This is a genomic window from Pseudoalteromonas sp. CNC9-20 (genome assembly GCF_022347875.1).
In the GTDB taxonomy this organism is placed as follows: Bacteria; Pseudomonadota; Gammaproteobacteria; order Enterobacterales; family Alteromonadaceae; genus Pseudoalteromonas; species Pseudoalteromonas ruthenica.
Genome location: NZ_JAKRFS010000005.1, coordinates 265248 through 289683 on the forward strand (window position 1 = coordinate 265248; position 24436 = coordinate 289683).

The window sequence follows — 24436 nt, forward strand, 5'->3', positions numbered from 1 at the left end:
GCCATGCTATAGTGGTGTGAGCGTACGTTGTGATAAAAATACACTGCAACGTCGTTAGGGTATGCTGACCTTTGCTGCAAAAACAGGCAGCAAAGGTCAACGCGCCTAAGTAATAATAACAACATTCTTCGCCCAATCTGTGCTTCGTGCGGCTTTTGGGGTGAAGCTCAGCGCTAAGTTGGAGGCTAAATTGGAAGTAGGTACGATAATTTCTCTTGCTCTGTATTTCATCGTTATGCTCGGCATCGGTCTGTATGCATACAAGAAATCAACGGATGATGTATCAGGGTACATGTTAGGTGGGCGTAATCTTAGACCCAGTGTAGCAGCGCTTTCTGCAGGTGCTTCTGACATGAGCGGTTGGATATTGATGGGCTTGCCTGGCGCTATGTTCTTAACTGGCTTTAGTGCTACCTGGATTGCCATAGGATTGGTGATCGGTGCTTGGGCTAACTACCTATTAGTGGCGCCGCGCTTACGTGTGTATACCGAGCGGGCCAATGATGCGATAACCATTCCTGATTACTTTGCTAACCGTTTTAACGATTCCAAAAATGCGCTGCGCGTGGTGTCGGCGGTGGTGATCATCGTGTTTTTCACCTTATATACCTCTTCAGGCGTTGTCGCTGGCGGTAAGCTGTTTGAAAGCTCGTTCGGTTTATCCTATGAAATGGGCTTATATGTGACCACCGGCGTGGTCGTATTGTATACCTTATTTGGCGGCTTTTTAGCTGTGAGCCTAACTGACTTTGTGCAAGGCTGCATTATGTTCTTAGCGCTCATTATCGTGCCTTTTGTTACCTATACCTTACTTGAGCAGCCTCTACCTGCCACGCTTGAACAAGTAAATCCGGATATGCTTGAGTGGGTGGGGACCGGCTCAGTACTAGGAATTATTTCGGCTATGGCGTGGGGTCTGGGTTACTTCGGTCAGCCCCATATCATCGTACGCTTTATGTCAGTTCGTGGTTTGAAAGATATTCGCGTTATGCGCCGTATTGGTATGTCGTGGATGATTGTTGCTGCGGTAGGTGCAGTGGCAACAGGTTTATGCGGTGCTGCTTATAGCTATGAGAAAGGTATTACCGTTGAAGATGCGGAAACCATTTTCCTCATTTTATCTCAATTGCTATTCCACCCACTGGTGGCCGGATTCTTATTAGCAGCTATCTTAGCGGCTATCATGAGTACCATTTCCTCGCAGCTATTAGTGAGTTCCAGCTCGCTGACAGAAGACTTCTACAAGATTTACATCAAACGTGATGCCTCAGAAAAAGAGCTTGTGCTCGTGGGTCGCATCAGCGTGCTACTGGTTGCACTGTGTGCCATCTACCTTGCATATGACCGCGATAGCTCGATTTTATCGTTGGTGAGTAACGCTTGGGCCGGTTTTGGTGCGGCGTTCGGTCCGCTAGTATTATTTAGCTTGTATTGGCGCCGTATGAACCTTCCAGGCGCGCTTGCAGGTATGATTGTTGGTGCGGCTACAGTGCTATTCTGGATTTACGCGCCTGTTAAGATTGATGGCCAGTCACTAAGCGACTGGATGTATGAAATCGTCCCAGGCTTTATTCTTGCGAGTATCGCTATTGTTGCAGTATCGCTGGCGACTAAAGAGCCCAGCGAAGCACTGACAGATACCTTTGATAAGGTTGAGGCAGAGCTGCAAGAAGGCTAATCCCTGAGAATTAGAGATAGTAAAAGGCCACCCTTAGCGGGTGGCCTTTTTTGTGTCTTTGAGCTGTCCTAAGTAGCGTTGAGGGTATTTAGTAACAGCAACCCTAGTTCGCTAATTCCAACGCAGTGATTGGTTTATCCGTGCCTGGTATTCATCCACTGGCGCTTGCGCCATAGCCACCAGTATGGCGTCTCCTTGAGGGAAGTGTGAAACGCGTCCAGCGAAGCGCTGATCATTAAAATGAACATCACCGAGATAATCGTTCGCAGAGGGGACGATAAATACCGTCATCGGGCCGAAATCCGATTGAAAAACTAGGTGCAAACCTTTTTGCCCTTTGAAATTACAGTAACGAGCGTAGGTGATAGCCCCAGGTAACTCATCAAGGTGGCCGCCAAGTTCAGAGAGTCGTAAATTGACCTCATCCAAGGCTATTTCCTCATTTACGCTCAGTGCGTCAATTTCATGATAAACATGTGCCAAGGCGTGCTCACCAATCGATAACGTTGGCGACATCAGCTGATACAACACCCCAGTAAAGGCGATAACCACAGACGCAGCTATGGCGATATACCAAGGCGTTTTTGGTTTAGTCTGCTTCGCTGCGGGGTTATTGCCCGAGCGTTGATCGCTTTGCTCCCCCATGGTTTGGTTAAAAATAATTTTATCAGCCAAATTATCGGGTACAGGTACCTGCATCGCCTCAACAAGCTCTTTATCAAGCTGCTTTAACTCATTAACTAATTGTTTGCGCTCAGGACTTTGCTCTGCAAACTCAAGCACGTCCTTGTCTTTGGTATTTGGATGAGCAAAAAGGCGCCGGCGAAATTCTAATTCATCCATTTGGAGCCCCTTTCATAGGTTCAGTGGTTCGAGTGAGTGCGCTTTTTAGCTGATTTCTAGCTCGATATAAGCGCGTCATAACCGTGTTTTTGTTTAAGCCGAGGATTTGCGCAATTTCATCGCCGCTGCAGCCACCAATCACTTGTAGGATTAACGGTTCACGGTATTCTTGCGCAAGCTCCATAATGCGTCGTTGGACAACGGTCATTTCCATTTCGTCATCTAAAGAAGTGCTGCGTTCGTCGCAGAGGGTGTCTTGTTCGACATCACTGTAATCAAACTGCTTGCGTTCAAAGCGGCGAGCATTTTCTCGTCGCAAAATAGTAAACAGCCACGACTTAGCAGCGTTCTGATCGACTAATGAATCTAATGAACGCCATGCTCGTAAAAAAGTTTCTTGGACCAGGTCTTCAGCCACACTAGGGTCTTTGCAAAGCCAATAGGCAAAGCGATAGAGCTCTTTGTGGTATACCTGCACCAGCGCCTCATAGCGCTTTTGTTTATCTGCCATGCCCATTAAGACCTCCGACAGCAATAAAACATTTCACTTAACGGGAAATTTATTTGCTCAAGGCAATATTAAGCGCCTGCAGAGCAGGCGCTTAAAGACAGTTGCAGTGATTTGCAGTTGCCACTCGCAGTGAAGCGAACTAATGCCTTAATACAAGGAGTCTAGTTCAGTTTGTTGCTTTTGCTGCATGCTCACGGGTGTGTTAATACCTTGCGCAATCAAAGAGTAGTTAACCACTCTCTCGTCATGGCTATAGAGTTGCTGGCGCAACTTGGTAAGTTCTTGGCGGGCATTTTCAGGCCAATGGCTTTGCCATTGGTGAAGTGAGCTTTTGTTCGCTTTGGCATGCGCATCTAGGGCGCGATAGAGCTCCTGCGGGTTTTGCGCTTTAAGCGCGCGCTGCACAGCCTGCAAATTACCCTTTGCTGTTTTAGGCTGCGGTTTGGTGCTGGTTGGTGCTAAAGGCTGAATACGTTGACGTTGCCACCACCACGCTGCCATAGTCAGTAGCCACAGCACATAACCTGGTATCGCCCATAGCAAGCTTACATCAGAGTGCGTGGGTGGCGCGCTAACATCGTTAGTTGCGGTGGTTTGCGGAGCATCACTAGGGGAGGGGGCGGCCGTGGTGCTGGCCTGGCCGACCACGGTAATGGTTTTTTCTGCTACTTTGGCTATCTGCGCGCGTCCTGTAACGGTATTAAACCAAGGCACCTCGATTGCTGGTAGCGTATAGGTGCCAGGCTGTTGTGGCACATAGGCAATGGATGTGGTGGTTTGAGCAATAATACGACCATCGCGAATAAGATGCGTGCGCTCGGATTGATCGGGGTAGCTGCGCACGTTTTCAAGGTCTGGACTGGTTAAATCCGGCAGTTGCTCTTTGGTGGTATTCAAAGCCGTCAGTGTCAGCGTTCGAGTGATGGGGGTGCCCACCTGCACTTGTTCATCAGCGCCTTGCCACTGTTCACTTAAATCCACCAACTCACTTGGCAACCATGTGCCATTAATGCCTTCGGGCATGGGCTTCACATCAACCAATGTATTTGTGGCACTGGCACTGACTGCCATAGCACGGTAGTTTTTACGCACTTTGCCGTTTAAGCGTGGCGCTTGTAACTCAAAGGTGCCACTTTTTTGTGGTTGTACTAAGTAGTCGCGTTGAATTACCAGGTAGCGCCGCCCATCAATGACTTCTTGGCTCTCTCGCTGCTTGCCCATTTGCGTAATATTGGCGTTTTCCATACTCGGCGCGGCCAGTGAACCATCAATTAAATCAACACCTAAGTAAAGTTTAACGGTATAAACCCCGGCTTGCTGCACATACAGTGACTGCGGGGTGAGCTCGGTTTTAATAAAGGCGGTGCTATCGTCAAGACTGCTGTTGGCGTTGTTAACCACTTTTAGAGTGAATGGCTCTGAGCTCACGCCATTAATAGTAAACGCCGGGATTTCATAATTACCCGCTTCACGTGCCATCAGCTCGATTTGCCATGTAGATTGTCGGCTTACGGCACCATTGATAATACGTGTTTGGTTACTACGAGACATAGGGCCAACCACAAAGTCATCAAGCAGCGCTTGAGTATCGGGTTGGCTGTTGTTGACCGTATCATCGGCTTTGATGGTTATAGCGAAATACTCACCGGCAAGCACAGGGTTTTTATCGACACTGGCGGTAAGCTTAGTGAGCGCCAAAACGGGCATGGCTAAGCAGGTGAGTGCGATGAAGAAGGCGGTTCTTACCATGATTTTTCAACTCCTTGTGGTAAGCGGCGATAACGTTGTCTTTTTCTTGATTCAAGTTGCATTTTATTGCGCAGCAGAATTTCCGGATCGTCAGGGATCTTGCGCAATAACTGATTCAACTGCTGGGCGCGCTCGCGCTCCTCAGGCGTCAGCTCACTGGCTTGTGCCGCCAGCTGTTGCTCTGTGCCCTGCTGATCACCTTGCTGTTGCTGCATTTGCTGAGCTTGTTGCTGTTGTTCAGCATTTTGCGCTTTATCGCCTTGTTGCTGCTCGCCATTTTGGCGTTGCTGCTGTTGCTGCGACTGTTCACTGTCGCTTTGTTTAGACTCAGACTCGGTAGGTTGTTGCCCACTCGATTCATCGTTTGCTTGGGCACTGTTTTGCGGGTCATTGTTGTTTGCATCGTTACGCTGATCGGCGCTTTGTTGTTGCCCTTGTTGTGACTGTTGTTGCTCACCTTGCTGCTGATTATCGTTGTCTTGCTCTGTTTGCTGCTTATTTTGTGAGGAATCTTGTTCGTTATTTCCTTGTTGTGATTCCTGTTGCTGTTGTTGGCGCATTTGTTCCACTAATGCTTTGTTCCGTGCAGCCGATTCGAGCTCAGGATTTTTTTCCAGCGCTTGCTGATAACGCTCAATTGCCTCATCAAGTTGCCCTAATTGCGCCAGGGCGTTGCCTTGGTTGTACAGCCCTTGCGCTGAATTGTCTGAAGCAAAGGCATCAAGAGCGCCTTGGTAATCCTGTTGTTGATATTTTGCTGCTCCGGCTATCAGCGGGTTTTCAGTTTGGCTGGCCTGATCATAGGCCTCGTTCTGATAAGCGGATAGGGCGTTTTGCTGTTCGTTGTTAAACCAGCTCTGCCACTGCGCCGCATAGGCCTTAGGTTGTGGCAGTAGCACCATAAAGGCGCACAGTACTAAAGCGCGACGGCCCATTAGCCATAACATTAACGGCACGATTAGCAGGGTTAAATAGATGCCGGCATCAATGCGCCACAAGGTCTGTTTATTGTCCTGTTGCAATTCTTGCTGCGGTTGCTCGGTGCTCTGCAGTACCGAGAGGTTTGCCGCACTTGCTTGATAGCGTAATAATTTTCCGTTGCCGGCTTGGGCCAAGCGCTGGAGACGTGAAAAGTCGGTGGTAGGGATAACGATTTGCCCGTACTGATCTTTAAGAAAACCCCCATCTGGCAAGTTAATCGGAGCACCCTCGGCAGTACCTATGGCATAAATATGTAAGCGATAGTCATGACTGGCGAGCCAATCACGGACATCCGCTTCTTCATCGGCATCTATGCCATCGCTCAGTAAGATCACATCGCCACGTGCATAGCCTGCTTGGCTGAGTAACTCTTGTGCCTGTGTCAGACCAGCAAGCACATTACTGCCTTGCCCTGGCATAATATCCGGGCTGAGACTGGGAATCAGATTGGTCAACGTCTGACTATCTGAGGTTAAGGGCGAAATTGTATAGGCATCATTGGCGTAAGCAACCAGCGCAGTTTCTCCTTCGGTGAACAAATCCACCATATCCAGAGCTTTATAGCGTGCTTGTTGCAGCCGGCTTGGGGCGATGTCGGTGCTATACATTGAGCGCGACATATCCATGACTAACACCCGGGCCATTTTGCTTTGATAGACTGGCACCTCTTTTTTGCTAAAGCTTGGGCCGGCAATCGCCACTACCATCAAGGCCATAAGCAAAGTACTTAATACATGACTAGGTGCTCGCTTTTGCTGGCCTTGACTCAGGACCTGTGTTGCCAAGTGCGGAGCAATAAGTTGGCTATTGCTAGGTTGGCGTTTGCTCCCAGTGAGCCGCCAGAGCATGTACAAAGCCACCACTATCAGCAACCACAATGCATCGGGGCGAATAAACGTAAACTCGGTCATGCATCACCTACTACAGCTTGCTGCTTCAGTTGTCGCCATAAAGCAGCCAAAAATAACATCAATAAAGCGCCGCTTAGGGGCAGGTAAAACAAGGCATCCACTGGGCGGAATGTTTGCTCTTGCTCAGCTTGTGGCTCGAGCGCATCCAATTCTTTATAAATATTGGCCAAACTTTGGGTGTCTGTGGCGCGAAAATACTGACCGCCGGTCTGCTCTGCAATGGTTTTTAGCAGCGATTCGTCGAGCATGGCCCCAGAGCTGCCAAGCATAGAGAATAACCCGCCTTGGTTGCGGCCATCTGCGCCCACACCCACGGTATAGACTTTGACGCCGGCGTCTTTGGCCAAAATAAGCGCCTCTTCGGGTTTCAGGTTACCAGCGGTGTTTTGGCCGTCGGTGAGTAAGATCACTACCTTGTTTGATTGTGACTTTTCATTAAAGCGCTTCACCGACAGCCCAAGGGCATCACCAATGGCGGTGGCACGTCCTACTAAACCAATTTGTGATTCTTCGAGCATTTGCGCCACAGTGTCAACGTCGCGCGTTAGTGGCGTTTGTAAAAACGCGGTGTCGGCAAATAAAATAAGCCCCAGCTGATCGCCACGGCGCTGGCTAATAAATTCACTGAGCACCGCTTTAACGACACTAAGGCGGTCGACGAATCGCCCTTGATAAGCCATATCTTGCTCACGCATTGACCCAGATAAGTCCACCGCCAGCATAATGTCACGGCCTGGCTCTGAGAGGGTGATGGGTTCACCACGAAACACCGGATTGGCAGCGCTGGCTACAACAAGCGCCCAGACAATTGCGAGTAACCAGTGTGGCCACTTGCGGCTGGGCGTGACCTTGGTATTGGTCATTCCCATGTGTGCCAATGCGTGAATGCGCAGCATCAAGGTGCTATGGTGTTTTTGTTTGCCAGCGATGAGCGCAATAAGCCAAGGCAAGGGCAGCAGGGCAAAAGCCCAGGGCCAAGCAAATTCAAACATCGATGCGCTCCTTGGTTTTAAATTGCTTTATGGCTTGGTGCAGCTTGTTTTTTAGCTCATCGCTTACCGCTCTAGGCTGATATAACTGCTGCAACTCCCGGGCGTTAAACTCAATATCACTTAATAGAGTCAATACTTGGCACCAGCGCTCGGCACTGAGCGCCGCTACACGCGTACCATAGTAATGTTTGCCTAACCGTTTGAGCAGTTGATGCAAACGGGCGGCATCTTGGCTCTGCGCCAAGCGCAGTGCTTCGCGTTTGGCGCGGTTATGGCGGCGTTGACGCACATACAGGGCCAGCGCCAATACCGCAGCAATCAACAGCACAGCAGCGATAATCCACCAGGCGGGGCCTGGCGGCCAAGCACTTACCTGCTCAGGGACCATGACATCGTCTAATTGAGAAAGGGGATTGCCTTGCATTTATGCACTCCGAAGCGAAAATTGTTGCTCAAGGGCACTGGCAGCGGAAATCTCCACCAGTGAGTGGCAATGGCGAGATAAACGCTGTAGGCGCTGCGAGTCAAATTGCTGTGCTTGGCGATGATAGCGGCGGCGAAATTGGGCATCATCCAGGGCCAAACTTATTTTACCCCGGCCGGTGTCAACGTTGATGGTGTCATTGAATTGTGGCAGTTGGCGCTCGAACGGGTCACTAATGACACCGGCCACCACTTCGCAATGGCGCGCCAGGTGCTGCAGTTGACGCTCTATGGCATCGCCGTATTCATCGTTGAGCTCAACAAAGTCACTGAGCAAATACACCACACTGCCTGGCTTGGCTAATTGGTTCATGCGTTGCAACTGGCTGAGCAGGTTCCCCGCGTGTACCTGCTCGCCTATGTCTGCATGCTGCATGTCTTGCATTGCATGAAGTACCCTCAATACCGCTTTATCACGGCTTTGTGGGCGAAACTCATGGTGCTGCTGTTCGTTAAATACCAAGGCGCCAAGTTTATCGCCGCGTTTACACGCCGACCAAGCCACCAGCGCAGCTACATGAGCTGCTTGCACCGATTTGAATACAAACTGTGAGCCAAACTGCATCGACGAGCTAAGATCGACCATTAGCAACACAGGGCGTTCTTTTTCCTCTTGAAAAAGCTTGGTGTGCGCTTCGCCAGTACGAGCGGTGACGCGCCAGTCGATACTGCGCACATCATCGCCTTGTTGGTAATGGCGCACCTCAGCAAACTCCATACCTCGGCCTTTATGCGGGGCCAGATACTGACCACTTAGCGGGCTGCGTAAACGCTTTTGCACCGCCAAATCCAGCAGCTGGGTTTTGCTTTTATAATATGTCAGCTCTTTCAGTGACAGGCTATGACCATTGCTGTGCAGCTTTTCAAGCCAGTACGCCACCGAGTGAGTGGGGGCCTGATTGTTCATTAGGGCACAGCCACTCGCTCAAGAATGTGCTGCAGCACTTGGTCTTTGGTGATGCCGTCGGCTTGCGCTTCATAACTTAAAATGATGCGATGGCGCAGCACGTTATGGAACACCGCTTGAATATCTTCGGGGCTGACAAAGTCACGACCCTCTAGCCAAGCATGGGCTCGGGCAGCACGGTCAAGGGCTATGGTGGCACGGGGGCTGGCACCATATTCTAGCCAGCTAGCGAGCTGGTCATCCAGTTGCTTGCCATCGCGAGTCGCCATAATGAGTTGCACTAGGTACTGCTCCAACGGCTCGGCTAAGTGCAAGGCTAATACTTCCTTGCGCGCGGCAAATAAATCCGCCTGGGTGAGCGGCTCAATACGGGCGTGTTCCCCCTCAAGTGCTTCGCCGCGCGTCAGCCGTAAAATGGCGAGCTCGGAGTCCGCATCGGGGTAGTCAATATTAAGGTGTAGTAGGAACCGGTCAAGCTGAGCTTCGGGCAGTGGGTAGGTGCCTTCTTGCTCTAGCGGATTTTGCGTCGCCATTACCATAAACAGCTGCTCTAGCGGATAGGTGTTTTTACCCACGGTAATTTGCCGCTCTGCCATGGCTTCTAATAATGCCGATTGCACTTTTGCTGGTGCCCGGTTTATTTCGTCGGCTAACACTAAGTTATGGAAAAGCGGGCCTGGCTCAAATACAAATTCGCTGGTTTGCTGACGATAGATATCGGTTCCAGTCACATCTGAGGGCAGTAGGTCAGGGGTGAACTGAATGCGTTGAAAACTCCCCTCCAACCCTTTGGCCAGCGCATTCACAGCCCGCGTTTTGGCAAGCCCAGGTGGCCCTTCCACCAATAAGTGACCATCAGCGAGAACAGCAATTAATAATGCTTGAGTCAAATGGGGTTGGCCGATAATTTCGCTATCGAGGTAGGTTTTTAATTGTGCAAACTTAGCAACTGCCATAAGTGTACGTATCCTTGCCAGCATAAATGAAACAGAGCAACCTAAATGGTGGGGGAGCCCAGCCCTAGGTTGGCGCAACGCCCTTTAGGCACTGCACTGTTTAAAAAGTTCGATTGATTTTACTCACAATTACATAGTTTTAAAGTCTTGTTTTTATTTTCATCGTACCCAGTTCTTAACTATTGTTGTAGCTGGCGCAGGAATTTTAGCGTCACTATTGGCATTGCGCTTTGGGTTGTTTTAGAATCGAGGAAATATTAACAGGTCAGACCTGTCAGCAGGAGAAGCATTTTATGTCTGAGCAAACAAAATTAACAACACGCAACGGGGAGCGCATCGCCATTGTTAGCGGCCTGCGTACGCCTTTTGCAAAACAAGCTACCGCCTTTCACCACGTCCCAGCACTCGATTTAGGCAAGCTGGTCGTCAACGAAATGCTCGAGCGCTTGGACTTTGATCGCAAAGAAATTGATCAGTTGGTGTTTGGCCAAGTCGTGCAAATGCCCGAAGCGCCGAATATTGCCCGTGAAATTGTCCTGGGTACAGGCATGCCAGTCAATGTCGACGCTTACTCGGTATCACGGGCTTGTGCGACTAGCTTCCAAGCAATTGCCAATGTCGCTGAATCCATTATGGCGGGTCATACCCAAGTGGGTATTGCTGGCGGTGCAGACTCTTCTTCTGTCTTGCCTATTGGTGTAAGCAAGAAGCTGGCAGGCAGCCTTGTGGATTTAACCAAAGCGCGGACCCTATCGCAACGCTTGAAGATTTTCTCTAAGTTGCGTCCTAAAGATCTTATGCCAGTGCCTCCGGCGGTTGCTGAGTACTCAACTGGGCTTTCTATGGGGCAAACGGCAGAGCAAATGGCGAAAAGCCACAGCATTAGCCGCGCTGATCAAGATGCCCTAGCGCATCGCTCGCACACGTTAGCCAGCCAAGCTTGGGCTGAGGGCAAATTGACGCAGGAAGTTATGACTGCACATGTACCACCTTATAAGTCATTTATTGAACAAGACAATAACATTCGTACCAATTCACAGCTTGAAGGCTATGCCAAATTGAAGCCGGTATTCGATCGCAAATACGGTAGCGTCACTGCCGCGAACTCCACGCCATTAACCGATGGTGCGGCTGCGGTGATGCTGATGAATGAAAGCAAAGCCAAAGCGATGGGCTATGAAATCTTGGGTTACATCCGCAGTTATGCCTTCAGTGCCATCGGTGTGCACGAGGATATGTTGATGGGTCCGGCACATTCTACCCCTGTTGCCCTAGACAGAGCTGGGATCACCTTAGGCGATCTAGACCTAATTGAAATGCACGAGGCTTTCGCGGCGCAAACCTTAGCTAATATGAAAATGTTTGCTTCTGATAAGTTTGCCAAAGAGCAGCTTGGCCGTGATAAAGCCATTGGTGAAATTGACATGGACAAATTTAACGTCAACGGGGGCTCGCTAGCATATGGCCACCCCTTCGCCGCTACCGGAGCCCGTTTGATTACACAAAGTATTCATGAGCTTAACCGTCGCGGCGGTGGCTTAGCCCTAACTACGGCGTGTGCTGCCGGTGGTTTAGGTGCGGCCTTTGTATTGGAGAGCGCATAATGACAACAGAATCCGTATTTAGTTTTGAGTTAAACGATGAGCGTGTTGGCATCGTCACTATTGACGTGCCGGGCGAGAAAATGAACACCTTGCGCGCCAGTTTTGCTGAGCAGCTGCAAGACATTGTTCGCACCGCCAATGAAAATAACGTCAAAGGCTTGGTATTTACCAGCGCCAAGCCAGATAACTTCATTGCCGGCGCCGATATCAACATGCTCGATAACGCTCATTCACGTGAAGAAGCCTTAGCGCTATCGACCATGTGTCAGGAAGCGTTTTTTGAACTGGAAAAGCTGCCTTATCCCACCGTCGCGGCTATTCACGGTGCCGCCCTAGGCGGGGGCTTAGAGTTTGCCTTGGCATGTGATTATCGGGTGTGCAGCGACAGTGATATTACCAAAATGGGCTTGCCTGAAGTGCAGCTTGGCCTACTCCCAGGTGGCGGCGGCACACAGCGTTTACCTAAATTAGTGGGCTTGCAGAAAGCCTTAGAGTGGATGCTAACCGGCAAGCAAGTGCGTGCTAAGCAGGCGAAAAAAGCTGGCCTGGTTAATGACAGTGTCCCTCACAGTGTTTTACTTGAAGTGGCGTGTAAGTACGCACTTAAAGGCAAAGCGCGTGCAACTAAGCCGCCATTGGATAAAGTATCGGCGTTGCTGGAGTCTAATCCATTTGGTCGCAATCTGATTTTCAAAAAAGCGGCTGAAAACGTCGCCAAAAAGACCGGTGGTCATTACCCTGCACCGAATAATATTATTAAGGCAGTACGCGCCAGCGTTGAGCTAGATACCCTCAAAGCCTACAAAACCGAAGCCGACGGTTTTGCCGATTTGGTGATGAGTGATGTATCGAAATCGCTGCGCGGTATCTTCTTTGCTACCACGGAAATGAAAAAAGAGTGGCGCGCCGATGATGCTCCGAGCACCGATAAAGTAGCCGTGCTGGGCGGCGGCTTAATGGGAGCCGGTATCACGCATGTCAGTGCCATCAAAGCGGGCGTACCGGTGCGTGTCAAAGACGTTGCCCATAAAGGCATTAGTGGGGCGATGAATTACAGCTACAAGCTATTAGAGAAAAAACGCAAGCGTCGTATTATCTCCAAAGCGCAGTTGCAAGAGCAGATGAGCAGGATCACCGGCACCACTGATTACAGTGGCTTTGCGCACGTAGATATGGTGATTGAAGCGGTATTTGAAGATCTCAAGCTGAAGCAATCAATGGTTGCCGATATTGAAAGTCATGCCCAAGCACACACTATTTTCGCTAGTAACACCTCGTCACTGCCCATTGCCCAAATTGCTGAGCAAGCGCAGCGCCCAGAGAATGTTATTGGCTTGCATTACTTCTCGCCGGTAGAAAAAATGCCGCTGGTGGAAATTATCCCCCATGCAGGCACCAGCGAGCAGACCATCGCCCGTACGGTGAGCTTTGCCCGTAAACAAGGCAAAACACCCATAGTGGTGAAGGATAAAGCCGGCTTCTTTGTAAACCGTATCTTGGCGCCTTATGTAAACGAAGCAGCCAACCTATTGCTAGCCGGTGAGCCAATCGAGAAAATCGACAAAGCCTTGGTTGAATTTGGCTTCCCAGTGGGACCATTAGCCTTACTTGATGAAGTGGGCATTGATATTGGTTCTAAGATAGCGCCTATCTTGGAAAAAGAACTGGGTGAGCGTTTTAAAGCCCCTGATGCGTTTAGCCGCTTAATCGATAACAAGCGACTAGGACGCAAATCAGGCCGTGGTTTCTACGATTACTCGAAAAAGGACAAAAAGCCTGACGAGTCAGTGTACGAACTTCTTGGCGTGACTCCGGCTCCGAAGTTGAACAAAGAGCAAATAGCCGAGCGTTGTGTTATGCAAATGCTTAACGAAGCGGCGCGCTGTTTGGATGAGGGCATTGTTGCGAGCGCCCGTGATGGCGATATTGGTGCCATCTTCGGTATTGGCTTCCCACCTTTCCATGGCGGACCTTTCAGTTACATGGATAAGTTAGGGCTGAGCAATGTGTGCTCAACGCTATCGAGCTACGCCCAGCAAAACGAGGTGTTCACGCCAGCCCCCGCTTTGGTGGCAATGGCTGAAAAAGGGCAGCGTTTTTATGACCAAGACGCGGCGCCACAGGACACAGTTGAGCAGGGTACTGTAGAGCAGGGGACCGATGACCCCTCGACGCAACCATCTTGATGGCTCTGCCAATCGCCTAACACTTAGCGCTGGTTTTTAACCGGCGCTTTTTTATGCCACAGGCTTAGGCCGCGACGTGCTCAAAGGCGCTAAAAAGGCACTATAGTTGCTGCTTGGGGTGATGAACTTACGACTTTGGTGTGGTTAATAACTGAGCGTAAAAATGCTAAACTGCGCGCCTACATTCAGTGGGGGTTGTATGTTGTTGTTAGTGAGTGTGTGTTTTGCTTTGTTGTTGTTTTTTGTGGCCTCGTTTAAAGGCATGCCAGCAAAACGCTGGGCGCTGGCGGGTGGCTTAATTGGCCCGGTCGCGTTAGCGCTGTTTAACGTACATTATCGTCGTGCATTAATGCGCAGCGTTGCCCACTGCGGTATCATCTGGCGACCTTAAAGAGTCAAAACATTGCGTGAGCAGTACGAAAAGGGAATAGGCAAGGTTAATGCGTGCACCCTGATATGCAACATATAACTTAGCACTGAACAATAAGCAGCCGTGGTTCGTTTGCGAGGCTCGTGAGTGCCATAGGCTAATGGCACCATCCAACTTAGACTATAAGCCTCGTTTCATAACGTTTTTCCCCAAACAATCATATCAATTCATCAGTGCCACAGAGTGAATTTGTTACCGCGAGTGATTGTCTTTGTACAACCAAATAGATCATCATTAAAACTGCTTGGGTGAGGGAACCACTGGGTTACTGTTTCCCCTAGCGAGAGCTACCCCTAACATGCAGGCATTTAGCCAAGGAGAGTATTATGTTAACTAAAAGTATGAATGAAGTATTGAAAGGGTTTTTTTGGGGGCTTGGTTTTGCTATTTCAGTTATAGGCTTGGCCAGTGTTTATAGCTTAACCATAGCCGCTTCTGTCGATATGGGTTTTAAGAAAAACGTACGTTTGCACGCTATGAGTTCGTTTGAAGACTTTGCATCTGACTATGAGCTGAGTTTATCGGAGATATTTAAGGAGAATGGCCGCGTTAAGATCACCGCCGAGCTCAGGAATATCTCTAACGATGAGTTGTATGCGATGGGGGTTGTTGCGTCCACCTTCGATTCCAACGGCCGATTTATTGGCAACTGTTCAGGTAAAGGCGCCGAGATAAGTTTGTCTCCCGGTGAGGTCAGTTACGTTGAAATCGACTGTAACTTGTTCAAGACTCAAAGTGAAAGAGTGCACTCTGCGAAGTTAACACTTAAGTGGATTTGATTGTCTCGCAGCCAACTGCTGGTAAGAGGTGTAGGCAGGCGCTTGTGCCTATCGCCTTGGTGAGTTACTGCGCTTGAGGGCCTTTGCCGGTCTTTTTGGAGATGGCAATGCGGCCCTTTTTATTCGTGGTAGTGGGCGTTACTGCCGAAGTCTCTGCTCCTTTAGATTGAGACGCTGGTGGGAACTATATACGCGGGCTCTGTCATCGCCTTTGCTCACATAGGCGTCCATCTCAACGCTTATTAGCGCTGATGGGAACACCTCGAGAATCCCCAACTCACCCAAATTAGCGGATAGCAGTGCAGTTTTGCCAGTGGCAATGAGGCTGCTATCGACATCTCGCAAATCGCCATCGACATATAATTTAGCGCCGTGGAACCAGGAGTTAATGATTCTAATATGGTGCCCTTTGACGGTGAAGGTGAATTCTTTTTTCATTTCTAAAGTCCTTTTAACAGCGGCCTAAATATTCTTGCTAAGCCTTCATTGATTCCGCGTCACACTGTGGTTATTGCACCAATGACAAGTGATGCTGATCTTGCGTTTTACTGCGTTCGCGCAATAAAAATGCTTCGAATTGCTCAGCTGAAAGCGGTTTGGCGTAGTAGTAGCCCTGCATTGTTTCGCAGCCCAACTGCTTTAATTGTTGCAGTTGCTTGGCTTCTTCAACGCCCTCAGCAACCACATGAAGACCTAAGTTTTGCGCTATGGTAATAATCGAGTCGACCATGTTTTTACCTCGTTCATTAACCATATCAACGATAAAGGCGCGGTCAATTTTCAATGTGTGCAATGGGAAGCGCTTTAAATAGGCCAGCGATGAATAACCAGTGCCGAAGTCGTCCATCGCGAGGTGAATCCCTTTCCCTACTAGGGCGTGCATAATCGCGATTGCTTGTTCTGGGCTGTCCATTACGGTGCCCTCGGTTATTTCCAGCTCAAGAGCACTGGCGGGAAGGTGATATTGCTGCAGTAGGGCGTCGATACGATCGGTTAAATCAGGCAGTGCAAACTGTTTCGCCGATAAGTTTACAGCAACTCGCCCAGAAAATAGCTCGGCATCGCGCCAGCGCTTTACATCGCGACAGGCTTTTTTTAATACTACTTCACCAATCTCGATAATTTGTCCGGTTTCTTCGGCAATGGGAATAAACTGCCCAGGACTGATCAACCCTTTTTTCGGGGTTATAAAGCGCACCAGCGCTTCCATTCCGGCTAATTGGCCAGTGGCGATATCCATCTTCGGTTGGTAAAAAACCTCGAAATGATCCCGCTTAAGACCAAAACGCATTAAGTTCTCAATTTGCAGTCGTTTAACCGCTTGGTGGTTCATCGCATCATTAAAGAATAAGTAACGATTCCCTTGTTGCTTAGCATGGTACATTGCGGTATCAGCGTTCTTTAATAGAATTTGTGGCGATACGCCATCCTCCGGGCTCAATACTATGCCAATAGAGGCGGTGATGGCGAGTTCATGGTTCATCATCCGAAATGGTGTTGCAATGGTTTGCAAAAAGTCGTTACTAATCGCGGTAATAGTATGAATGTCGTTGGTGCCGCGCATCACTAATGCAAACTCATCGCCGCCGAGGCGATAAAAAGTGTCTTGCGGGCGCTTACGCTCACTTAAACGCTGGGCTAATTTGATAAGCAGCTTATCGCCTAATTGATGACCCAACGAATCATTAATTTTTTTAAAGTTATCCAAGTCCATCACCATCATGGCGTGGTGGCTGTCTTGTTTCATTAAGGTGTCGAGGTCGACAAAAAATTGGTTTCGATTGGCAAGCCCAGTGAGGCTGTCTTGATTAGATAAATCATTGAGGGCTTGTTCAGTCTTTTTGCGCTCGCTTAAGTCGGAGTAGACCATAATATAGTAGTCTACCTCGCCCTGTTGGTTGAGCACTGGGTCCACGCTCAGTTCCATGGCTAATCTTTTGCCATGCTGGCTGCGCACTGACACTTCACACTGAATATGGCTGTGCTGTTGCACTTGGCGCTTCAGTGTACTTATTTGCTTGGTATTCAAACCCGGAAGAGTAAAAGCCAAGCCTTGGTGCTTTTTCTGAGATAAGGAGAACAATTCGGTGAATGCAGGATTGGTATCAACTAGCTTGAATTCATGGTCATATATGGCCATCGCATCACTGAGATTCTCAACGCATTTAGCAAATAGGTCTAAGCGCTGCTCAGTGGTTTTGATATCGTCGATATCTTTCATTGTACCACTCATACGCAGCGGTTGTAGTTGGGCGTCTTTCTCTACCACCTTTCCTCTATCTAGCATCCATCGCCACTGTCCCTGTTTGTCAAGCAATCGGTAGTTAGCTTCAAAAAACGCTGTTTTTTGTGCAAGGTGGGCGCGCAAGGCACTTTGAACGCGAGGTAAATCCTGTGGGTGTATTAGCGCTTGGTTCGGGGGAATGCAAAAACTTTGTGTGGTTGCACTGTGATTGGCATGTTCATCATTAACGCGTTTGACCTCACCGGTTTTTATATACCAATCCCAGAGGATGTCACCGCTGCCTTCTAAGGTCAGTTTTAGGTGTTGTTCTGAGCGTGCTAATTTCTTACGTGAGCGGCGCAACGAAATAACACTGAATGTCATAACGCATAACAGGGCAAGAAGTAATGATAAAACAACCGTGTGTAAAGGGGAGTCGAACAGCATGTGCGCTTGCTCATGAGCAAACGAGCACCCACTGACAAGCAACAATCCGCTTATTATTAAGCCTTTTCTACAACCTGACCTAAACACACACTGTTATTCTAATTACTACAATCATGCTAGGTTAATTCAAGCCGTTGATTGAGTAAAGCATTATGCGTGTTCCAAGGCTTGTTGCGACTGTTTAACCCCGTCACTGAGCCATTCCATGCGAGCCCGCGAAGGAGAAAAAAGCTGCTGCATATAGTGTCGTACGTCTTCCAAGGAGATAGCATCAAGTGTCGTTAATAAGTTACTTTGCAGGCTAAAATCGACGCCCGGGTTACTAATTGCTAACCAGAAGCGTTGTGAACGCAAGCGCAGGTTCTTGTCCTTTTCGGCAATTTGCCGGTAGAGGCTGTGCTTGGCTTGTTGCCAGTGCGGCTCATCAATTTCAGCAAAGTCCTGAACATACTGCTTAATAAAGGCGCGGTGATGAGAAAGTAACGTGTGCGCATCGACATTGGGTGATTGCACGTAAAATGCCAGTCCAGCGCGAGAATTAAACGGTGCATAGCCTGCACCGACCAAATAACCTAATTGCTGCTGTGTACGCAGTTGATGAAAATAGGGCTGATTAATCAGGTGGTTAACAACCATCATCAATACTTTTTCTTTTATATCTGCGGTCTCTGCTTGGTAGTAAATGACCATGGCATTGTCACTGCATTGCAGTTTTAGGTGATGAGTGTCGACTTGCGTAATTTCATTCAGTGGGCGGCTAATGCTGTCGATACTCGTGCGGGTACGTAAATGAGATTGCACCAAACGTAAAAAATCGTAGGCATCGGCAGGGCGCCAATTACCATGTAAAAACGCCTCTACATGCACGGATTCGAAAAACGCTTGGCGGAACTGTTTAAATTGCATGTAGCTGGTGCTTTTAAGTGCCTGAGCAAGCTCCGTCGGGGTGGGATTCCAAGGCATAATCTGCGCGCCGATTCGGCTGAAAATCTCACTGACAGGCTTATTTTGGTTACTGCTTTGCCAGTGGCGCACTAGCTGCTTTTTGTACTCAGCAAAGCGCTTCGTGCAAATATCCGCATGAAACAGGGCTTGCAATAGACCCTGCACCAGTTCTAGTTGGCTTGATGACAAGCCGGCGGTGTGTAAAGTCAGCCCACCTTGATGCGATGAAATATGGTAATTCAGTCCAGCCAACTCAGCAGGGTAGAATTGCTCTGCCACACAATCAATAAACAGATCGGCAAATAAACGAGTCAGCGCCATGTGCTGCACGTCTTTGACCGCCAGCTCTGAGTCCAAAGCGAGATAAAAGTGACCCTTAGCAACTCGATAGGTCGCATCTTGCTTAAACCAGAAATTAAGTCCTGGATGAGTGGCGAGCCTTTGTGGTTTATTGCCTGGCGCCACTAATTCATGAAGCACGCAAGGACGCTGTAGGTAGGGGTTTGTGCTTGGCAGAGACATGGTATTGAGTGGCGTATCAATACTCTCCAGCGCGGTTAACCAATCTTTATCGAGTGCGTTGATGCGGTACGGCGTGTTATACCACTTTGTATAGCGACTTGGCTCGACGCCGGGGTGGATTAGCACCAGACGCATATTATGGGGAGTCAGCCATTGCAGTACCTCAGCAAATTGCTGACTATCAAAGCCAGTCATCAGGTAGTCACCGTACAAGTAATGCTCACTGGGGTAGTGGTGCATATTCACGCTGATACCGCTGACCCAATCGAGTAAGCGAACTCGCTCTTGGTTATCAAAGGCAATTTGCAACAACGTTTGCTTGTCACGATACAGCGGCGACAGCTTATCGTCGTGACATTTTATCAGCGCAATATAGGCGAACACCGTTTCAACGATGTCTTGGTAATACTCAATGCCCTCATCGGTGAGTGCGAGGCTGATATTAAAATCTTTAAAGTTACTGCCATTAATGCCTCCACCTGCGGATAGCGCATTGATCCATCCTTGATTTTTTAGCAGTGAGTGCAAGGAACCCGGGCCTTCGTAGCCTAATAAGTGGGCCAAAAAGCTCACCGTTTTGTGTTTATAAAAGGCATCAATGCTGGGCATAGCAAAACTAATTATGAGCTTTTGTAAGTGCTTGTGCGGCTCAATATGCAGCTCAACCCCCAAGTCCTGCTCTCGGTATAATGGCTCGGTGATCGCAGGTTTAGGTTGCTGGGTGCCAGAGATGGGGGTGAATAGCTCCAGAGCCCATTGCTTGAGCTCAGACAAAGAGTGAGGGCCGCTCAATACCAATGTCATCCACTGGGCTTGATAATGTTGCTTAAAGAAAGCCAGCAAATCATCGCGAATAGCGTTTTGCTCATCACTTAATGTGTTGCTGTTGCCCACAGAGAACTTGGCAAAAGGGTGTTTTGGGTTCACCGTTTCTTTGTGCGCCTGGTATATGCGCCGGCCATCGTCCTTTATTTTAAGTTTAAACTCGGCGTCAATGGCGTTACGTTCTTTATCGACCTCTTCGGCGTTAAATAACGGTGCATAAAAAAGCTGGCTGAAGCGTGTTAACGCTTGGTAGTAATGCTCGTTGGCGACATCAAAGTAGTAGCAACTGTGTTCGGTGCCAGTCCAAGCGTTACTGCTGCCACCATGATGACTGATAAAATCGTGGAATTCTCCGGAGGCAGGGAAATCTTTGGTACCGAGAAATAACATGTGCTCTGTGAAATGCGCTAACCCTTGTCGGTGCCAAGGATCATCAAAGTGCCCGGTATTCACTGTCAGTGCCGCAGCGGCTTTTTGGCTGTCTTGATCCTCAACCAACAACACCCTAAGACCATTGGGCAGTGTCAGCGGTTGGTAGAGTCTGTTATCATTGCGGCTGATATTCAAACAATGCTCCTGAAACTAGAGAAGTTGCAAGACGTTCAGGGCCAGCTGTTACGGCTTGGTGCCTACCCGAATATCGATGGTTAAGCTAGACTATAGCGAACATGCAACCAAGATGGCTAGCTTTTAGGTTAAAACTTTTTTGCTAATTAGTTGATTTCTTTGCAATGAAAACCATTTTAATCATGCGCCATGGGGAAGCTCAAGCGCTACAAGCGCAGGACCACTTGCGCGAACTGACTCAAAGAGGTCGGCAACAAGCTGATCATGTAGGCCAATGGTTAGCACAAAGGTTTAATCCACAAGGCTTGTTAGTGAGCCCTTATGTGCGCGCTCAGCAGACGGCCGAGTGTGTCAAAGAACATTGCCGAGGTTTCACCTTGGAGCAAACGTGCGATGACATTATCCCCAGCGCTAATGCGAAAACCGCCGTTGACTACTTACAAGCACTCACCGAAGTTCATACTGAAATAGACACTTGGTTGGTGGTGGCACACATGCCAATCGTCAGTTACATGGTCGCGGAGTTCTGCCCTGAGCAAATGCCCATTTTCGCAACCTGTGGGGTGGCTCATATTGACTATGATCCGGCCACCATGAGAGCGCGCTGGCAGGCGTTATATAGCCCTAACTAGAGGCTAACCGCCGGCAATTTTAACTTTGAAGCCCTGAGCTTCAAGCAAACCTTTGAGCTTGTCGCGATCGTCGCCCTGAATCTCAATCACTCCCTCTTTAACGGCGCCGCCTTGGCCCATTTTTGACTTCAGGGTTTTTGCCAGTTTTTTCATATCATGCTCGTTTGGATCAATGCCTACAACGAGCATGACACCTTTACCTTTGCGTCCTTTGGTTTGACGCTCAATACGCAGTGCACCGTCTTTAAAAAGCTTAACATCCGGCTGTTCACTTTGTTTTTCAGGTCGAATGCGGCCAGAGTCGGTAGAGTAAACCAAGTTATTATCGCTCATGGGTTGCTCCAATTAATAAAGATAAAGTGTCATCCTAACATATTTTGGTGTTGTCATTGCGAAATGGCTGGCAAGGTTTATATTTTAAACAGGTAGATTATCAGTGGCTTAGGAGCGGGTATGAGTTTACAACAGCATTATGTTGAGGAAAAACAAAAACTAGTGATAGTGATAAAGGAAAAGTTTGACTTTAATCTTGTGCAAGATTTTCGTACAGCTTATGCAGATGTTCATGCCGACACTAAGCACGTGGAAGTTGACCTGCGAGAAACCAGTTACATGGATAGCTCAGCGTTGGGTATGTTGCTCAATATGCATAAAGCTCTGAAGGGGCAGGTAGAGGGCATTACCATCAGCCATGCAAACCCTCAGTTAAAAAAGATTCTCCAAATTTCGCGTTTCGATAAGAAATTTACCATTGACTGAAAAGTACATTTCCTTTCCTTCACATGGGCTTAGCGAAGACTTGCCCTTAGTGCTCATTGTTGATGATGAGTCCATGAACCGGCGTATTCTGCGAGCGATGCTGGAGCGTGACAACTATCGCGTCATTGAAGCTGAAAATGGCATTCAGGCACTAGCGCAATGTCAGGCTCACGATGTTGATGTGGTACTGCTGGATATTCTTATGCCCGAAATGGATGGCTATGAAACGGCAGCGGAGCTTAAACGCACCAATACACGAGTTTATACCCCCATTATTTTTATTACCGCTTTGGAAGATAACCCTTCATTGGCAAGATGTTTGGACGTAGGCGGTGACGACTTTATGCCCAAACCGTTCGATTTACAGATACTGCGAGCCAAGTTACATGCACACCTGCGTATTCGCCATTTAGTCAGCGAGTCAAAAAAGCAAACGGACGCGTTGACCTATTATCAAAATCAAACCGAACGCGAACACGAACTAGTCGAGCATATTTTCAATAATGCCCTGCAACATAAGGATAAACCCAAGGGGGTCGACTCACACTTGTCGCCCGCTTCTATGTTTAATGGCGACGTGTTTCTCAATGCCTTGGGGCCAAATGGCTCGCAATATTATCTATTAGGCGATTTCACTGGGCATGGGTTAGCCGCTGCCACCGGGGCGCTGCCAGTGGCGCGTATTTTCTACACTATGGTGGAAAAAAACTTGGCCGTAGGAGATATAGCCAGAGAGTTAAATGCCGCTTTATACGATTTGTTGCCGGCGCATATGTTTTGCGCTGCAACTATTTTCGAAATTAGTGCCAATGCACAAAGTGCGACGTTTTGGATGGGCGGCTTGCCTGATGGTTACCTTATTGACCATTCGGGCTACATGCTTAGTCAGCTCGAATCAAAACACATGGCATTGGGTATTTTGGATGATGAGGAGTTTGAGCGTGATGTGCGCCATGTCACGCTCAATGAATATAGCCGTATCGTGGTTTACACCGATGGCATCATTGAGGCCGAAAATGCACAACAGCACCAATTTGGCTACAGCGGTTTGCTACGCACCTTGGCGTCGCAAGCGATGATCCGTACTGACAACATCATTGCCGCTGTGCACTATTTTACCGGTAATGAAGATCAACAAGACGATTACAGCGTGGTGATTATCGACCCGCAACCTCAAGCGCCATTACAACCTATTAATCACACTATAAGTCCGCTCCCTATTGAGCTTGAGGTGGTGTTAAGTGCCGAGGAGTTGAAAACGGTGGACCCAGTGGCGCAATTGATGGACCTAGTTGGTCACTTGCCAGGGCTGAACACCCACAAATCGACACTGTTTATATTGTTATCAGAGGCTTATAACAACGCTCTAGAGCACGGTATTTTGGGGTTAGACTCTGCTTTAAAGGCCGATGACGACGGCTTCTTACAATACTACAGTGAGCGTGAGCAGCGCCTAAGCGAACTCACCGAAGGTGAGATATGCCTGCGAGTTTGTTATCAGCCACAGCAACGAACATTGCTTTTAAGCGTTAAAGACTCGGGAGCTGGTTTTTCCCTCGAGCCAGCTGCAGGTAGCCAACTCCAACACAGCTATGGTCGTGGTATTGAGCTACTTAAAGAGCTGGCGGAAGATGTGGAATACAACCAAGCGGGAAATGAAATACGCATTCGCTACCATATCGACTAACCCTCTCATATTGCCTCAGAACCCTATTTTTACCTTTAAATGACTGGCTTAGTGTCGAAGTGACGGTTTTGTATTGCACGGCAATAAAAAGGTGTGCTAGCATCCGGCTAAATGTTTAGATGTTTGGATGGCTAAATGCTTTTAAGCTACTTAGAAAATGCACAACTTAGCGCTGAGCCCAAATTAGTGGCGAATAAACAACAGGCGCTACAGCAATACCTTAACAATGCGAGTGCCGATGTTTGTTGGCAATATCAAATTCCTGAGTTGGGCGAGGGTGGGGCGTGTAGTTTATTTGGTCATCTGCAAGAGCTGCCCTTCGATTTACGCGAACATTTGCCCTCAAGCAGTGAAGCAAAGTTGAGAAAGCTTCAAGCGATTGTCGATTTTGTTGTTCAAGAAAGTGGCGTAGACTGGTTTGGTATTTATCAAAGTCAACATATTGAAGGTCAGCCACAGCTACTTAAGCTCGCTTATTACGGCGCACCTAGTCGCCCTCTTTTTCCTATTAACCCTGACTTTGCAACAACCAGCAATAATGTGCAGGTTGCACTCAGCGGGGTTGCTCGGGTGATAAATGATGTGGAAGACTATGTTGCCAACGGTGGCGAATACTATACATGTGACCCCAAAGTGAAAGCAGAAAGCTGCTTGCCGCTTTATGACGAGACAGGTAAAGTAGTGGGCATTATTGATGCTGAAGCATTTACCGACAAGTTTTTTACCCCTGATCAGGTTGCGTTGCTAATAGCTGCGTGTTTAGAGATTAGCAAGCACTTACCAACCAGCCGTCAGGACTAACCTAACCTGAGATAATA

The 24436-nt window shown here is 48.6% G+C and carries 21 protein-coding genes; 9 read left to right on the forward strand and 12 right to left on the reverse strand.

What is annotated here, in order from left to right; all coding sequences use genetic code 11:
- The first annotated feature begins 190 nt into the window (after positions 1-190).
- Positions 191-1678, forward strand: coding sequence for a sodium/proline symporter PutP (gene putP / locus MHM89_RS13845; RefSeq protein WP_026111087.1), 1488 nt, complete (start codon positions 191-193; stop codon positions 1676-1678).
- Between the two features lie 111 nt (positions 1679-1789).
- On the opposite strand, the gene MHM89_RS13850 is transcribed toward putP, so the two are convergent.
- The 8 genes from MHM89_RS13850 to MHM89_RS13885 form a co-directional block, all read right to left on the reverse strand.
- On the reverse strand, positions 1790-2521 hold the full coding sequence (locus tag MHM89_RS13850) for a DUF3379 family protein (protein WP_239409047.1): 732 nt from the start codon (positions 2519-2521) through the stop codon (positions 1790-1792).
- The gene (locus MHM89_RS13855) at positions 2514-3038 is read right to left on the reverse strand and encodes a sigma-70 family RNA polymerase sigma factor (RefSeq protein WP_257220993.1); all 525 of its coding nucleotides are present in this window, start codon (positions 3036-3038) and stop codon (positions 2514-2516) included. The genes MHM89_RS13850 and MHM89_RS13855 overlap by 8 nt, the downstream gene beginning before the upstream one ends.
- Positions 3039-3179: 141 nt before the next feature.
- Positions 3180-4781, reverse strand: a complete 1602-nt coding sequence (locus tag MHM89_RS13860; RefSeq protein WP_239409048.1) for a BatD family protein — start codon at positions 4779-4781, stop codon at positions 3180-3182.
- On the reverse strand, positions 4775-6673 hold the full coding sequence (locus tag MHM89_RS13865; RefSeq protein ID WP_239409049.1) for a VWA domain-containing protein: 1899 nt from the start codon (positions 6671-6673) through the stop codon (positions 4775-4777). Before MHM89_RS13865 ends, MHM89_RS13860 begins: the two co-directional genes overlap by 7 nt.
- On the reverse strand, positions 6670-7665 hold the full coding sequence (locus MHM89_RS13870) for a VWA domain-containing protein (RefSeq protein WP_045979854.1): 996 nt from the start codon (positions 7663-7665) through the stop codon (positions 6670-6672). Before MHM89_RS13870 ends, MHM89_RS13865 begins: the two co-directional genes overlap by 4 nt.
- Entirely contained in the window at positions 7658-8089 is a 432-nt protein-coding gene (locus tag MHM89_RS13875) for a DUF4381 domain-containing protein (RefSeq protein ID WP_239409050.1), read from the reverse strand. The genes MHM89_RS13870 and MHM89_RS13875 overlap by 8 nt, the downstream gene beginning before the upstream one ends.
- Positions 8090-9055, reverse strand: a complete 966-nt coding sequence (locus MHM89_RS13880; protein ID WP_152441046.1) for a DUF58 domain-containing protein — start codon at positions 9053-9055, stop codon at positions 8090-8092.
- Entirely contained in the window at positions 9055-10011 is a 957-nt protein-coding gene (locus MHM89_RS13885; RefSeq protein ID WP_022944752.1) for a MoxR family ATPase, read from the reverse strand. Before MHM89_RS13885 ends, MHM89_RS13880 begins: the two co-directional genes overlap by 1 nt.
- Positions 10012-10304: 293 nt before the next feature.
- Here MHM89_RS13885 and fadI point away from each other — a divergent pair, with 293 nt between their 5' ends.
- The 4 genes from fadI to MHM89_RS13905 all read left to right on the forward strand — a co-directional run bounded on the left by fadI (position 10305) and on the right by MHM89_RS13905 (position 15010).
- A complete protein-coding gene (gene fadI / locus MHM89_RS13890; RefSeq protein ID WP_022944751.1) occupies positions 10305-11615 on the forward strand; it encodes an acetyl-CoA C-acyltransferase FadI in 1311 nt (436 codons plus the stop codon).
- Positions 11615-13801 (forward strand): fatty acid oxidation complex subunit alpha FadJ, encoded by a 2187-nt coding sequence (gene fadJ, locus MHM89_RS13895; RefSeq protein WP_239409051.1) that lies wholly within the window; start codon positions 11615-11617, stop codon positions 13799-13801. Before fadI ends, fadJ begins: the two co-directional genes overlap by 1 nt.
- 199 nt (positions 13802-14000) lie before the next feature.
- On the forward strand, positions 14001-14192 hold the full coding sequence (locus MHM89_RS13900; protein WP_022944749.1) for a hypothetical protein: 192 nt from the start codon (positions 14001-14003) through the stop codon (positions 14190-14192).
- 365 nt (positions 14193-14557) lie between these two features.
- The gene (locus MHM89_RS13905) at positions 14558-15010 is read left to right on the forward strand and encodes an FxLYD domain-containing protein (RefSeq protein WP_151172418.1); all 453 of its coding nucleotides are present in this window, start codon (positions 14558-14560) and stop codon (positions 15008-15010) included.
- 138 nt (positions 15011-15148) lie between these two features.
- Here the strand turns inward: MHM89_RS13905 and MHM89_RS13910 are convergent, their stop codons facing one another.
- The 3 genes from MHM89_RS13910 to MHM89_RS13920 all read right to left on the reverse strand — a co-directional run bounded on the left by MHM89_RS13910 (position 15149) and on the right by MHM89_RS13920 (position 20540).
- Positions 15149-15448, reverse strand: a complete 300-nt coding sequence (locus tag MHM89_RS13910) for a hypothetical protein (RefSeq protein ID WP_045979849.1) — start codon at positions 15446-15448, stop codon at positions 15149-15151.
- A gap of 70 nt (positions 15449-15518) precedes the next feature.
- Complete coding sequence (locus MHM89_RS13915) at positions 15519-17618, reverse strand: EAL domain-containing protein (protein WP_239409052.1); 2100 nt, start codon at positions 17616-17618, stop codon at positions 15519-15521.
- 213 nt (positions 17619-17831) lie between these two features.
- Entirely contained in the window at positions 17832-20540 is a 2709-nt protein-coding gene (locus tag MHM89_RS13920) for an insulinase family protein (protein ID WP_239409053.1), read from the reverse strand.
- Positions 20541-20704: 164 nt separating this feature from the next.
- Here MHM89_RS13920 and sixA point away from each other — a divergent pair, with 164 nt between their 5' ends.
- Positions 20705-21172, forward strand: coding sequence for a phosphohistidine phosphatase SixA (gene sixA / locus MHM89_RS13925; RefSeq protein ID WP_022944744.1), 468 nt, complete (start codon positions 20705-20707; stop codon positions 21170-21172).
- A gap of 3 nt (positions 21173-21175) precedes the next feature.
- Here the strand turns inward: sixA and MHM89_RS13930 are convergent, their stop codons facing one another.
- Positions 21176-21505: a translation initiation factor gene (locus tag MHM89_RS13930; RefSeq protein WP_022944743.1), complete on the reverse strand. Its 330-nt coding sequence runs from the start codon at positions 21503-21505 to the stop codon at positions 21176-21178.
- Between the two features lie 120 nt (positions 21506-21625).
- On the opposite strand from MHM89_RS13930, the gene MHM89_RS13935 reads away from it, so the two are divergent.
- The 3 genes from MHM89_RS13935 (at position 21626) to MHM89_RS13945 (ending at position 24419) form a co-directional block, all read left to right on the forward strand.
- Positions 21626-21931, forward strand: a complete 306-nt coding sequence (locus tag MHM89_RS13935; RefSeq protein WP_022944742.1) for an STAS domain-containing protein — start codon at positions 21626-21628, stop codon at positions 21929-21931.
- Positions 21924-23618, forward strand: coding sequence for a fused response regulator/phosphatase (locus tag MHM89_RS13940; RefSeq protein WP_275441836.1), 1695 nt, complete (start codon positions 21924-21926; stop codon positions 23616-23618). Before MHM89_RS13935 ends, MHM89_RS13940 begins: the two co-directional genes overlap by 8 nt.
- A 135-nt stretch (positions 23619-23753) precedes the next feature.
- Entirely contained in the window at positions 23754-24419 is a 666-nt protein-coding gene (locus tag MHM89_RS13945; protein WP_239409054.1) for a GAF domain-containing protein, read from the forward strand.
- The last annotated feature ends 17 nt before the right edge of the window (positions 24420-24436 follow it).

What these genes read in the sequence shown, in the direction of transcription:
- MHM89_RS13850 (WP_239409047.1), bottom strand. Translation starts at nt 2,521, where the DNA reads ATGGATGAATTAGAATTTCGCCGGCGCCTTTTTGCTCATCCAAATACC.
- MHM89_RS13855 (WP_257220993.1), bottom strand. Translation starts at nt 3,038, where the DNA reads ATGGGCATGGCAGATAAACAAAAGCGCTATGAGGCGCTGGTGCAGGTA.
- MHM89_RS13860 (WP_239409048.1), bottom strand. Translation starts at nt 4,781, where the DNA reads ATGGTAAGAACCGCCTTCTTCATCGCACTCACCTGCTTAGCCATGCCC.
- MHM89_RS13865 (WP_239409049.1), bottom strand. Translation starts at nt 6,673, where the DNA reads ATGACCGAGTTTACGTTTATTCGCCCCGATGCATTGTGGTTGCTGATA.
- MHM89_RS13870 (WP_045979854.1), bottom strand. Translation starts at nt 7,665, where the DNA reads ATGTTTGAATTTGCTTGGCCCTGGGCTTTTGCCCTGCTGCCCTTGCCT.
- MHM89_RS13875 (WP_239409050.1), bottom strand. Translation starts at nt 8,089, where the DNA reads ATGCAAGGCAATCCCCTTTCTCAATTAGACGATGTCATGGTCCCTGAG.
- MHM89_RS13880 (WP_152441046.1), bottom strand. Translation starts at nt 9,055, where the DNA reads ATGAACAATCAGGCCCCCACTCACTCGGTGGCGTACTGGCTTGAAAAG.
- MHM89_RS13885 (WP_022944752.1), bottom strand. Translation starts at nt 10,011, where the DNA reads ATGGCAGTTGCTAAGTTTGCACAATTAAAAACCTACCTCGATAGCGAA.
- fadI (WP_022944751.1), top strand. Translation starts at nt 10,305, where the DNA reads ATGTCTGAGCAAACAAAATTAACAACACGCAACGGGGAGCGCATCGCC.
- fadJ (WP_239409051.1), top strand. Translation starts at nt 11,615, where the DNA reads ATGACAACAGAATCCGTATTTAGTTTTGAGTTAAACGATGAGCGTGTT.
- MHM89_RS13900 (WP_022944749.1), top strand. Translation starts at nt 14,001, where the DNA reads ATGTTGTTGTTAGTGAGTGTGTGTTTTGCTTTGTTGTTGTTTTTTGTG.
- MHM89_RS13905 (WP_151172418.1), top strand. Translation starts at nt 14,558, where the DNA reads ATGTTAACTAAAAGTATGAATGAAGTATTGAAAGGGTTTTTTTGGGGG.
- MHM89_RS13910 (WP_045979849.1), bottom strand. Translation starts at nt 15,448, where the DNA reads ATGAAAAAAGAATTCACCTTCACCGTCAAAGGGCACCATATTAGAATC.
- MHM89_RS13915 (WP_239409052.1), bottom strand. Translation starts at nt 17,618, where the DNA reads ATGACATTCAGTGTTATTTCGTTGCGCCGCTCACGTAAGAAATTAGCA.
- sixA (WP_022944744.1), top strand. Translation starts at nt 20,705, where the DNA reads ATGAAAACCATTTTAATCATGCGCCATGGGGAAGCTCAAGCGCTACAA.
- MHM89_RS13930 (WP_022944743.1), bottom strand. Translation starts at nt 21,505, where the DNA reads ATGAGCGATAATAACTTGGTTTACTCTACCGACTCTGGCCGCATTCGA.
- MHM89_RS13935 (WP_022944742.1), top strand. Translation starts at nt 21,626, where the DNA reads ATGAGTTTACAACAGCATTATGTTGAGGAAAAACAAAAACTAGTGATA.
- MHM89_RS13945 (WP_239409054.1), top strand. Translation starts at nt 23,754, where the DNA reads ATGCTTTTAAGCTACTTAGAAAATGCACAACTTAGCGCTGAGCCCAAA.